This window comes from Panacibacter ginsenosidivorans (assembly GCF_007971225.1).
In the GTDB taxonomy this organism is placed as follows: Bacteria; Bacteroidota; Bacteroidia; order Chitinophagales; family Chitinophagaceae; genus Panacibacter; species Panacibacter ginsenosidivorans.
The window spans coordinates 2,000,372-2,013,712 of sequence record NZ_CP042435.1; the positions used below are offsets into that span (position 1 = coordinate 2,000,372).

The following is a 13,341-nucleotide window of genomic DNA, read 5'->3' on the forward strand; positions in this document are numbered from 1 at the left end:
CAATTATTTTGATAACTAAAAATCAAGATTTAGTCCGAGAGAATAAGTATGCGGACGCGGGTAAATATTTCCATCTACACCTGTATCACTTGCGTTTTCAGGATCCAGACCTGAGTATTTTGATATAACAAAAACATTCTGAATACTGCCCGCAATTCTTAAGCTTGCTTTGTTATTAAATATCTTACCTACATTATATCCCAGGTTGATATTGTCTAACCTTAAGAAAGAAGCATTCTCCACATAATAATCAGAAAGAAACTGTGCATTTGAAAACCCTGTTTCTAAATAATTAACACCAGTATTTCCAATAAAATTGATAGGATTTTTTATAGATCGTAGTGTAGCACCTGAATTGAAATTATTATACATGTAATTTCCTAAATATGCATGTGCAGAAAGTCCAAGGCTAAATTGTTTGTAATTTACCTGTGTGTTAATACCAAGTATCACATCAGGAGCAGGTTTCTTATAGTAATACCGGTCATCATCATTTATAATTCCATCCCTGTTTATATCTTCATACAAACCTTCAATTGGTTTACCTGTTTGTTTATCGTATACCTGTTTGTAAACATTAAATATATAAGGTGCATACCCAACTGCAAACTTGCCTATATTGTTACCTGTACCACCACCTATTCCGCTTACATCAATACCCTTAAAATTAGGGTCCTGATTTTGCAGCAGGTTTGTGATGGTAGATTTATTATAACTGATATTAAAGCCTAAATCCCATGAAAGATTCGGACCTTTTACAGGTGTTGTATTTAAAGTAAATTCAAACCCTTTCACTTCCATGTTACCTACATTAATAGTAAGCAGGTTCACAAAATTGGCACCTGGCGCAACTGGCACCTGGCTTAAAAGGTCTTTCGTTTTTTTCTTGTAGAAATCCAAAGAACCTGATATACGGTTATTTAAAAATCCGAAGTCTAAACCAATATTAGAGGTTGTAGTTGTTTCCCATTTCAGGTTAGCATCATATCCTTCAGGACGCAGATAGCTGTAAAAAGCATCTCCAAACTGATACTGTGCACCGGTATTAAAGCTTCGTGTATATCTTGGTAAATAAGAATAATAACCAATACCGTCCTGCTGACCTGTAACACCCCAACCCAAACGTAATTTAAGGTCACTTACGATAGTTGTGTTTTTGAAGAATTCCTCTTTCAGTTTCCAGGCTCCGGCAAAAGCAGGGAAATAACCTACGCGGTTATCTTTTGAAAACTTAGAACTGGCATCTCTTCTTATTGAAGCAGTAAGCAGGAACTTATTTGCAATTGTTACATTCAACCTTGATAAATAAGATTCAAGTCTGTATTCTGGTTTGTCTGTATAAAATGTCTGTTCCGTACCTGCAATCGTATCTTTCTTTTCTGGGTGATTAAAATCTGCAATTGGTCTGTAGCTAAATGACGGATAATTAAAAACATCAGTCACAAAATCCTGGTAACTATGCCCTACCAATAAATCAAATTTAGTATTTAGGCTTTTTAATTCCTTGGCGTAGAATAAAGAAACATCAGCTAAGGTATTTTGCTTCTTTTGTTGATAATAGGTCTTTCTTCCACCTGTTTTATAATTTGTGGCCGAAACGGAGTCAATATTATCATTACCTGATCCTTTTGCATCATCAAGTCCTAAATTAACCATCACGTGCAAGTCTGGAAAAAAATGTAATTTATAATCAAGTTGGATATTTCCAATAAGCCTATTCACAGTAGAAGTATTGTTCCTTAAGTTTAACAATCCAAGAGGATTACGGTTGGCAAGATCTATTGCACTATCAAAAACTCCTTGATGATTTAATTGTCGCCATTCAAAATAACCACCATAATAATAGCCCTCATTTTTTTGATCATAAACCGGTTGTGTTGGATCAAAATAAATAGCTGATCCTATAGCACCTTCATCGGCAAAAACGTTTTTTGTTTGGCTGCCTTTAACAACAAGGTTGACTGCTAAATGGTCATCAAAAAACTTGGGCGTAAGGCTTAACGATGATGTAAGTCTTTTGAAATTATTTGTCTTTAAAATACCATCCTGGTTCAGATAACCAAGTGAAGCCCTAAATGGCAAATTACCAATACTTCCACTTGCGCTAATATTGTTATCATATCCCATTGCAGTCTGATAGATTTGGTCCTGCCAGTTTGTATTGGCATCTCCAAGAAGATCTTTATAAGTGTTAATACCGGTTGCAGCAGCATCATTATTGATAATTGTTCTAATCTGGCCAGCATTTAGTACACCTACAGTTTTGCCTACAACACCGGCGGATGTGGTTGTATTAAAATTAAACTTCACTTTGCCTTTTGCGCCTTTTTTAGTTGTAATTATTATAACTCCATTAGAAGCCCTTGAGCCATACAATGCAGTTGCAGAGGCATCTTTCAATACACTCATTGACTCTATATCATTAGGGTTAATTGTATTCAAAAGATTAGCAGAACCTGGAAGGCCATTACTTTCAACAGGCACTCCATCAATAACAATCAAAGGATCATTACTTGCATTTAATGATGCACCACCACGAATGCGAATTTTACTGCCACCACCTGCAGAACCACCGCCTGAAGTAACCTGTAAACCTGCAACTTTACCCTGCAACAGTTGCTCTGATGAATTGTTTACACCTTTCTGAAAGTCTTTTGCGGTAACAGATGTTACAGATCCTGTAAGATCTCCTTTCTTCCTTGTTCCGTAGGCTACCACAACAACATCATTGAGGGTACTTGCAGATTGTACCAGAGATACATTCATACCGCCGCTGCCTATTAATAATTCCTGTGTGGTGTAGCCAACATACGATATAACAATCGTTGTTGCATTGGAAGGCGCATTTAATGAAAACGATCCATCTGCTTTGGTTTGGGTACCTATATTGGTTCCTTTCACCAGCACTGATGCACCTGCGATGGGCTTTCCATCTTTCAGATCCGTAACCATTCCGGTTACAACTTTATCCTGCGCTAAAGCCGGTAGGCTTACCAATACCAGCGGAAGCGCAAGCATCATAAACAATCGTTTAAAGTTCATAATGATAGATTTACTGGTTTTTATTTGTAAAATCTTAAATGCAATAAATAAAAGCAATGAAGAAGACGATATAATATGTCCATGCAGAAAGATGCTAAGCAATGTTATGGTTATACTGTTCAGTTAGTCTCATGGTTGTTAAGCAATCGTATTCTTAATTAAGGTGTAAAAAATACACATTAATTAGCAAATATGTGTATTTTTTACACAACACAAAAATTATTAGGGATATTTTTTTGCTTTGAGGAAAGGATTTTATTCTTTCAGGAAGTTTTGGCTAAACAGAAATACAGAAAAAGCTAAATTCAGGCGGGGCTTTCAGCATATCAACATTCTGAAATATCCTTAGTGGAATAATTATGCAATAACTGACTCTTTGTTCAGTAAAGCACAAAAAGGTGAAGTGTGTGACGCAACGAAAGCTCAATAGTATTACAAATGGCCGGATCAAAAAATTACTAAAAATCTATACCGCTCCATTTTTTCTTGGTATGCTTGTACTTGTTAAAGTCAAACTGGTAAAGCTTTCCAGGCCTGTGTGGCACATCATCTTCAAATTCCCCGGTATCAATTAAGAAGTCCATAGCAAAAAATTTCTTCCTGAAATTTCTCCTGTCCATCTTTATATCAAGAATGGCTTCATAAAGATTTTGAAGTTCCCGAAGCGAGAATTTCTCGGGCAACAGGTTAAAGCCAAGCGGGTGCTCCTGTATACGTTTCTGCAGCCAGGCGTAACATTCATCCATGATCTCTTTATGGTCAAAAGCCATATCCTGTATGCTTTTCACGGAATGCCAGTGCAGTTCATTATCCATCCTGCTAAGTTGATGGTGTTCAATATTCAACAGTGAACAATAAGCCACCGTAAGCACACGCCCACCAGGATGGCGGTCTGGCCGGCTGAATGTTTTTACCTGTGCCAGGTATACATCATCCATACCCGTACGCTCTTTCAATACACGGTATGCTGCGTCATCCAGCATTTCATTATCGTCGGCAAAATCACCAAGTAAAGACCATTTATCATGAAACATTTCAAGGTCACTGCGTATCAGCAATACCTTCAGTTCATTTTCATCAAACCCAAAGATCACGCAGTCAACAGTTATAGGTACACGCGGATACGATTCTACCAGTTTCCTGGCATCGTTTATAAGTCCATCTTCCTTTTTGCGTAGTTCAGTAATAACAGCGGGTTCTTTTTTCATACTGGCAAATTTCAAAGCAGTTTATTAGTAAGCAGGCATACTTTCCAAAGCCCGAAAGTAAAATATTTTTACAAATGTGTAAAAATAACACTTTAAAAATTCAGGGAGATTTTTGTACCCGCTCATGAATAACTGTGAGATTTCCGTTGCGTCGCACACTTGTACATTTTGTTATTTATGCAGCATGATAAAACATGTTCCCAAATTTCAACTTCCGTTAAGCAACGATTCTCTTTTATCTTTATCGCAGTATAATTATCGCTTATGTACACCACTGAACAAACGAAAGAATTACAAACCGCTACCCATACATTTTTAAAACATGCTGCCTCAGTTGAAGATATTGATGCGCTTAGAAATGTATTACGCTTCCATGAATATCGCTATTACGTTCTTAATGATCCGCTTCTTGCAGATGTGGAGTACGACAAGTTATATAAACAGCTTGAACACATAGAAAAGCAACATCCTGAACTGGTAGCCAAAGACTCTCCTACGCAAAGAGTAGGCAGCACATTAAATGCAGCATTCCCTACTGTTCAGCATTTGGTGCCCATGCTTAGTCTCGATAATAGTTACAACGCAGAAGACCTTTACGATTTTGACCGCAAAGCAAGAGAACTTACGGGACTTGATATAATTGAATATTGTGTGGAACCAAAGTTCGATGGTGCAAGCATTTCACTCATTTATGAGAATGATATACTTGTGCGGGGTGCCACACGTGGTGATGGTGTGGAAGGTGAAGATATTACCACCAACATCAAACAAATAAAATCAATTCCTTTATCTGCACCATTTTCAAAATTCGGTGTGCAACAGGTTGAAATACGTGGCGAGATCATTCTTACAAAAGATGTTTTTAAAAAGTATAATGAAAGCCTTGCAGAGCAAGGCCTGCCACCACTTGCTAATCCACGCAATGCAGCCAGTGGAAGCCTTAGACAAAAAGATCCCAAAAATGTAGCGAAAAGAAATCTTGATGCTTTTCTCTATCACATCAGTTATTATACAACAAGAGATGGTCATGTTCAATCGAGTGATGGAATACAAAATGATAATCTTCCAAAGCATAATAAATATTTGCAAACACATGGTGGCTCTTTAGATATGTTATGGGAATGCGGTTTTCGTGCTCCAAAAAAAGAAAAGCTTATCCTGAATGGCATTGATGAAGTAATAAAACATGTACACGATTTTGAAGAAATGCGCGACACACTTCCTTATGAAATAGACGGCATGGTAGTTAAAGTAAACGACTTTGCATTACAGGATAAAATGGGCATGACCACGCATCATCCACGCTGGGCAATTGCATTTAAATTCAAGGCAAGACAAGCCACAACAAAATTAAAAGCAGTAGAATTCCAGGTTGGCAGAACAGGTGCGGTAACGCCTGTTGCAAAACTTGAACCCGTTCACATTGGCGGTGTAACAGTTTCCAGTATTTCTGTACACAATGAAGATTATATAAAAGAAAAAGACCTCAAAATTGGCGATAATGTATTGATCGAAAGAGCAGGTGATGTTATACCGCAAATTGTAAAATCACTACCGGAATTAAGAACCGGTCATGAACACAATATTCATTTTCCAAAAAAATGTCCTGTTTGTGCAAGTGAATTATTTAAAGAAGAGGGTGAAGCTGTCTGGCGTTGCATAAACATTGATTGCCCTGCACAGGTTGTGGAACGCATCATACATTTCGTAAGCAAAGATGCAATGGACATTAAGAATTTTGGAGAAGCCAACGTGCGTAAATTTTACGAACTCGGATTGCTTAAAGATGTGCCCGGCATTTATAAATTAGACTTTGCAGCAATAAGCAAACTGGAAGGCTTTGGAAAAAAATCAATTGATAATTTACAAACTGCTATAGAAGCTTCAAAAGAACAACCATTGCATCGTTTGGTGTATGGTCTGGGCATTCGTTTTGTTGGCGAAACTACTGCAAAAACATTGGCCAATGCTGTGGATGACATCAACGATTTTACAAATAAAACAGAAGAAGACTTGCAGCAACTGGAAGATATTGGCGTAAAGGTTGCACAAAGTATTTATCGTTTTTTTCATAATGAGCAGAACCTGAAAATACTTGATGAACTAAGAGCATTAGGTTTACAAATGAAGAACCAGAAGAAAACATCAACAGGTGATTCAACACTTAAAGAACAAACTTTTCTTTTCACCGGCACACTTACTAAACTTAAACGCAGCGATGCTGAAGCAATGGTAGAAGACCATGGCGGTAAAATTGTAAGCGGCGTTAGCAGTAAACTCAATTACCTTGTTGTGGGCGAAGATGCAGGTAGCAAATTAGAGAAAGCAAAAAAGATAAACACCATTCGCATTATTTCAGAAGATGAATTTTTAAGTCTCATCAATAAATGATTTTATGAGCCCGGCTTCTGAATATGTATTAAACATCGTTGCGTCGCACACTTGTACTTTCTTATCAATGTTCAGCAATGAACAAACGCCGAAGAGTGCGACGCAACAAAAGTTTTATAGCAGCACTTTAGTTGGGCTCACAAAAATTCTACAATCACTAAGCAACTACTGAAGGATTGTTTTTACCACAGACTTTTCTTTCTGCTACTGCTTCTGCCGCCAAGACCAAGCGCACCTAACAAACTGCGTGTAATAACAGAAGCTGCAGTACGCTCTACCTGTTTTACCGCGGCGCTATCAAAGAAACTTTTTTCTTTCGGCTGGCTTTTTTGTTCTTTCGCCTGTTGCTTCGCCTGCTCCTGCTCTTCCTGCTGTTGTTGTGTTTTCTTTGCGGCCTCTTCTAATTTTTCATTGAGAATTTCATAAGCACTTTCACTGTCAACTGTGCGGTTGTATTTATTGGCCAGTTTGCTTTTACTGATAAGTGCATCAATTTCTACATCACTTAAAATATCCATACGGCTGCGTGGCGGACAAAGCATGGTGTGCACCAGTGGCGTAGGAATTCCTTTTTCATTAAGCACGGTAACAAACGCTTCACCGGTTCCCATTTGCGTAAGCAAGTCTTCTGTTTTATAAAATTCAGTTTCGGGAAAATTTTCAGCGGCCTGCTTGATCGTTTTCCTGTCTGTCGCTGTAAATGCACGCAATGCATGCTGCACTTTTAATCCAAGCTGGCTAAGGATCGAAGCCGGAACATCCTGCGGGTTTTGCGTGCAGAAGAAAATACCAATGCCTTTTGAGCGTATCAGTTTTATTACGGTTTCAATATTCTTCAGCAATGCATCTGTTGCTTCTTCAAATAATAAATGTGCTTCATCAATAAACATGATGAGTTTTGGTTTATCCATATCTCCTTCTTCCGGGCATGTTGCATATAACTCCGCAAGCAACTGCAACATAAACGTAGAAAATAATTTCGGCCTGCTCTGCATATCTGTAACACGCAAAATATTTATCATACCATGACCATCATCACTGATGCGCATCAGGTCATCCACTTCAAAACTTGGCTCACCAAAAAATATATCGGCGCCCTGTTGCTGCAGTTCTACTACTTTGCGCAGGATAGTGCCGGTTGATGTAGAAGAAATACTGCCATATAATTTTGTCAGTTCATCTTTACCTTCGTTGCTGGCAAACTGTAACACTTTTATAAAATCTTTCAGATCCAGCAGTGGCAATTTATTATCATCACAATATTTAAAAAGCATGGCAACAAGCCCGCCCTGCGTATCATTCAGGCCAAGAATTTTGCTTAACAATATTGGACCAAATTCACTTACGGTTGCTCTTAAGCGTACACCCTTTTCATTGCTTAGTGTCATCAACTCTACCGGAAATGCAGTCGGTTTATAATTTACATTTAAAAGTTTGCAACGTTCTGTGATCTTATCATTCAACGTTCCTGCAGCAGCAATACCACTAAGGTCACCTTTTATATCCATCATTACAACAGGCACACTTGCATCACTTAAAAATTCAGTAAGCAACTGCAATGTTTTTGTTTTACCCGTTCCTGTTGCGCCCGCTATCAAGCCATGTCTGTTCAACATTTTCAGTGGAATAAAAACATCTGCACCTGGCACCACATTTCCATCCAGCATAGCACAGCCGATCTTTACATGTTCGCCTTTAAAACTATACCCATCTTTTACAGCAGCAGAGAATTGATCTTGTGTTGGCATTATAAAAGTTTTGGGAAAGTTAGGAGATTAGAAAATGTGAGAGAAATTTTTTGTACCGGGCTGTTGAATAGTTAGCATCGGCTGTTGCGTCGCACTCTTGTGCCATAAAATAATTTATCAGCATTTAAATTATACAACAAACCTAATAATATCATCTTTTACTTCAACATTATACCTGCTATCTTTCTGTTTTATAAAATCAGTTAGTTGTTGAATAGTTGGATAATCTCCTTCACCGTTAAAACATCTTGCATCATCAATCAATAAAATATGATCAAATTTTTTGTTGCTGAATATTGCATCAAGCTCTTCAAAGATCGGGCAGTCCTTATCACCTTTTGCTGTTATTCCTGCGGAGTAATGACCGTCAAGCCAGAATATGGCTGGTTCATTTATATTTTTCAAAATTGATGGCAGCACCTGCCCGCTATCTCCCTGCACGATGGTTATATTTTTATCATTGCTAAATCTTCTTTGCGCTTTCTCAAAAAGATCAGCACTTAACTCAATCGAAATTATTTTTTTGAAAAGCTTTTTTTGCGCTTCAACCATATCGCCCTTGTAAGTGCCGGTTTCCACTAAAATATTATTGCTGCATTTTTTTTGATACCATGCTATTGTATGTTGCTTTATAATATGTGGCGGTGGTGCCGGGCGGCCATTTTGTTTCCAGGTTTTGAGTTCCTGCCTGAGCTTATTATTATAGATCTGCTTTCGTATATTGTTTAGTAAAATTGGCGGAACCAATGGCTTCAAAATTTTTTTTATACTTGCTTTCATGTAATATTTTTCCTGCTTAACGATTTAAAACTAATTTATTTACAGCAGTTATAAAATGTTGCTATCAAAAAGTTGCCACACATACAAACCGCACAAGCGTGCGACGCAACGAAAGCTTAATACCTGTTCAAAAGCCCGGTCCATAAATTTTAGAATTCAAGATCTATTTATGCTTATTCTGCCGTAATTGTAATTACTATTTTTTTGAGTAACTTTCGAGAAACAATTCCCTATTATGAAATCTTTTCTGCTTGTGTTGCTTGCCGCCATATTGCTGTCATCAACATATATCTATAACAATACAACACAAAATAAGATCAGTAACGCAAAAGCATTACAAAATGTAGCTTACAAAAAAAGATTGTCTTTTAGTTGCAGTCCAAACCTTGCTGCCATTGATTTCGATGATTCAACAACTGTTATTCCATTGCTGGAAGGATGGGGCGATTACCGCATGCCTGTAACCGAAGCCAATGACAGCGCTAAAATATATTTTGAACAAGGCATCAATATGTATTATGGATTTCACATTATTGAATCACTGGCATCTTTTGAAAAAGCTACACAGTTTGATAACAATTTTGCAATGGGTTACTGGGGCAAAGCCTTGGCTTATGGACCCAACATAAATGATCTTGGTTATGCTGCATCGCCTGATGCACTAACGGCCATGCATAAAGCAAAAGAATTATACAATAATTGTACGCCGGTAGAAAAAGCTTTGATAGATGCGATGCAGGTAAGGTATTCAGCAGACACAACACAGGCACGTGAAGTACTAAATCAATATTATGCAGATGCGATGAAAAAAGTGCATGCGCAATTTCCTGAAAGTGCTGATGCCGCTACGTTATATGCAGATGCATTAATGGTGCAGCATCCCTGGGATTTTTATGATCATGAAGGCAAAGCAAAAGCATGGACCCCCGAAATTGTAAATACACTGGAAAAAATTTTAAAAACAAATCCAAAACATCCAGGTGCGGCGCATTATTATATTCATGCTGTTGAAGCATCCGATCATCCGGAAAGAGGCCTTGCTGTTGCAAAAGAATTGCCTTCACTAATGCCTGGTGTAGCGCACCTGGTGCACATGCCATCACATATTTATATACGCTCTGGCTATTACAAAGAAGGCGTTGATGTAAATGTAGCAGCCGTAAAAAGTTATTACAATTACCTTGGCCAATATGCGCCTGTTGTTAATAATAGCGTGCTCTATATTGTACACAATCTTCACATGCAGGCTACCTGTGCAAACATGGATGGCCGTTATGCGGATGCTTTGAAATTTTCCAATGATTGCAGGAATAGTTCCGATAGCAGTTTTCTTGATTTTGGCGGTTACCTTGGCGCATATGCGCAGTATATTTATATGACGCCTGTTTTTACAATGATACGTTTTGGAAAATGGGATGATATTCTTAGTCTCCCTGCTATTTCTGAAAAACACGTGTATGCAAATCTTATATGGCATTATGCACGTGGACTTGCACTGGCAAGAAAACAACAAACAGACAGGGCAGAAAATGAGTTAGCAATGTTGCGCAGGGATATGAACGATCCGCAGTTGCTGGAACATCCAACAGCATTTAACCCTGCTATTGCCGGTGCAGGCGTTGCAGAAAAAGTATTGGAAGGCGTAATTGCTGAAGAAAACGGGCACTTAGACATATCCATAGAATTATTAACTGTTGCCATGGGCAAAGAAGATAATATGCTTTACAACGAGCCAAAGGACTGGGTGCACCCGGTGCGGCAATACCTGGGTAATGTGTTACTAAGATCAGGCGCACTTAGTGATGCAGAAAAAGCTTTCAGGGAAGACCTGAAACAAAACCCCAATAATGGCTGGTCGCTTACCGGGCTTGCAACAGCATTAATTATGCAAGGCAATACCAATGAAAGTTTGAAAGCACAACGACAAGCTAAAGAAGCTTTTGCAAGAGCAGATACAAAAATAACTGCAGCAGTGTTTTAGTAGTGATATTTATGAGCCCGGCTGCATAACATGCATTAAGCTTTTGTTGCGTCGCACTCTTGTACAATGGAAATTCTATGCAGCAATAAAAAGGTCAAATAGATATTACACTATTTGACCTTTTTAATTTTCATGCTATTCAACTATTTTTATCTCAGTCTATCTACGCTCTTAACCAGCTTCTCATCTTTATAAATATTGCGGATAGCCAGTAATAGGAATATAGGGATAAGAATAACAACAGGTGCAGTAAGGTCATAATTACCTTCAGCATATTTGGAGTTTACATAAGAAAAACAAAGAAAGATCAGCAAAACAGATGCAGCGAAAGTTGCAAAAACTATTTTCATCTGCATCTTCCTGTCTTTATATAGAAAAATAGTTACCAGTGCTGCAATACCCACTGCTACTGCTGCTATAACAATGGGAATGGTGGTTGTTGAATTCAAAGAAACCAGTAACCGCTGCGGATCATTAATAAGATGCCCTGTATAAAAAGAAACCTTTAATGAAAGGAAAGCACAAACTGCTGCCAGTAATAACCAAACGGATTGTATTCTTTGTATCATTAGTAATCATTTTAGAAGAGTAAAAATAAACAACCATTCTTTGAACATAAAATAATTGTGCACAGGACATTTAAAAAGCAAAATTCAAAAATCAAAAGATAGGGCTATTGATTTGCATTTTGTTGCGCATTGTTCAGAACGTATAAGTGAGTGACACAACCGGCGATGCCATGAAAACTATAGTTTATTACATAAAAAACCAACTCAAAACCCAAAACAGTAAACCCAAAACTTGCTTTATATTTGCAACCCGTTTAATAGAATTAATAATATGTTTAATAATCTTACCGAGCGTTTAGAAAGTGCATTTAAGAACCTGAAGGGCGAGGCACGCATTAATGACCTGAATATTGCCAATACACTAAAAGATATTCGACGTGCATTGATTGATGCAGACGTTAACTATAAAATTGCAAAAGAGTTTACCGACAAGGTAAAAGAAAAAGCAACAGGCAGTAAAGTTATCAATGCCATCAGTCCGGGCCAGTTGATGGTGAAAATTGTGCAGGATGAGCTGACCGAATTAATGGGCGGTGAAGAAGCGCAGTTCAATATCACAGGCAACCCTGCTATAATACTGATCGCTGGTTTACAAGGTAGTGGTAAAACAACATTCAGTGGTAAGCTGGCTAACTACCTGAAAACAAAAAAAGGTAAATCACCTTTATTGGTGGCAGCAGATATTTATCGTCCTGCGGCTATTGACCAGTTGATGGTGTTGGGCGAACAGATAGGCGTGGATGTATATAGTGAAAGAGAGAATAAAGATGCAGTAGCTATTGCACAAAATGCCATTAAAGAAGCAAAGAGTAAGAATAAGAATGTTATCATCATAGATACTGCCGGCCGTCTTGCTGTTGATGAAGTGATGATGACCGAAGTGGCGAATATTAAAGATGCTGTAAAGCCACAGGAAATATTATTTGTGGTTGATAGTATGACCGGCCAGGACGCCGTAAATACAGCCAAAGCATTTAATGAGCGTCTTGATTTCAGCGGAGTAGTGTTAACCAAACTCGATGGTGATACAAGAGGTGGTGCTGCCCTTTCTATTAAGTACACTGTAGAAAAACCTATCAAGTTTGTAAGCAGTGGTGAAAAGCTTGATACGCTCGACGTTTTCTACCCTGATCGTATGGCGCAACGCATACTGGGCATGGGTGATATTACTTCATTAGTTGAAAAAGCACAATCACAGTTTGATGAAGAACAAGCAAAGAAACTGGAGAAGAAAATCCGCAAGAATCAATTTGATTTCCAGGATTTCTTAGAACAGTTGCAGCAGATCAAAAAAATGGGAAATCTCAAAGACCTGATGGGTATGATTCCCGGTATGGGCAAAGCCATTAAGGATGTTGATATAAGCGATGATGCTTTTAAAGGAGTAGAAGCAATGATTAGTTCTATGACACCTTACGAAAGGGCCAATCCTGATAGCATTACACCAAGCCGCAGGCAACGTATAGCAAAAGGTTGTGGCAAAGAAATGGCGGATGTAAATGCATTTATGAAACAGTTCGATCAGATGCGCCAGATGATGAAGATGATGAACAAAATGCCAATGGGCAAAATGCCAGGCATGAGAAGGTGATTTTCATTTCGGATTTTTGATTTCAGATCTG

8 protein-coding genes are annotated in these 13,341 nt (G+C 38.1%); 3 read left to right on the top strand and 5 right to left on the bottom strand.

The annotated features are described in order from the left end of the window. Positions 1-15: 15 nt before the first annotated feature. Complete coding sequence (locus FRZ67_RS08300; protein ID WP_147189101.1) at positions 16-3,042, bottom strand: SusC/RagA family TonB-linked outer membrane protein; 3,027 nt, start codon at positions 3,040-3,042, stop codon at positions 16-18. 458 nt (positions 3,043-3,500) lie between these two features. Then, a complete protein-coding gene (locus FRZ67_RS08305) occupies positions 3,501-4,250 on the bottom strand; it encodes an NUDIX hydrolase (protein ID WP_147189102.1) in 750 nt (249 codons plus the stop codon). Positions 4,251-4,514: 264 nt separating this feature from the next. Here FRZ67_RS08305 and ligA point away from each other — a divergent pair, with 264 nt between their 5' ends. After that, entirely contained in the window at positions 4,515-6,641 is a 2,127-nt protein-coding gene (gene ligA / locus FRZ67_RS08310) for an NAD-dependent DNA ligase LigA (RefSeq protein ID WP_147189103.1), read from the top strand. Between the two features lie 182 nt (positions 6,642-6,823). Here the strand turns inward: ligA and FRZ67_RS08315 are convergent, their stop codons facing one another. Continuing rightward, complete coding sequence (locus FRZ67_RS08315; protein ID WP_147189104.1) at positions 6,824-8,389, bottom strand: helicase HerA-like domain-containing protein; 1,566 nt, start codon at positions 8,387-8,389, stop codon at positions 6,824-6,826. Positions 8,390-8,518: 129 nt separating this feature from the next. Then, on the bottom strand, positions 8,519-9,169 hold the full coding sequence (locus FRZ67_RS08320; protein ID WP_147189105.1) for a class I SAM-dependent methyltransferase: 651 nt from the start codon (positions 9,167-9,169) through the stop codon (positions 8,519-8,521). A 235-nt stretch (positions 9,170-9,404) separates the two neighbouring features. On the opposite strand from FRZ67_RS08320, the gene FRZ67_RS08325 reads away from it, so the two are divergent. Beyond that, positions 9,405-11,150: a tetratricopeptide repeat protein gene (locus FRZ67_RS08325; RefSeq protein ID WP_147189106.1), complete on the top strand. Its 1,746-nt coding sequence runs from the start codon at positions 9,405-9,407 to the stop codon at positions 11,148-11,150. 149 nt (positions 11,151-11,299) lie between these two features. Here the strand turns inward: FRZ67_RS08325 and FRZ67_RS08330 are convergent, their stop codons facing one another. Further along, positions 11,300-11,719, bottom strand: a complete 420-nt coding sequence (locus tag FRZ67_RS08330; protein WP_147189107.1) for a DUF4293 domain-containing protein — start codon at positions 11,717-11,719, stop codon at positions 11,300-11,302. A gap of 271 nt (positions 11,720-11,990) precedes the next feature. Here FRZ67_RS08330 and ffh point away from each other — a divergent pair, with 271 nt between their 5' ends. Further along, positions 11,991-13,310 (top strand): signal recognition particle protein, encoded by a 1,320-nt coding sequence (ffh, locus tag FRZ67_RS08335; RefSeq protein ID WP_147189108.1) that lies wholly within the window; start codon positions 11,991-11,993, stop codon positions 13,308-13,310. Positions 13,311-13,341 lie beyond the last annotated feature (31 nt).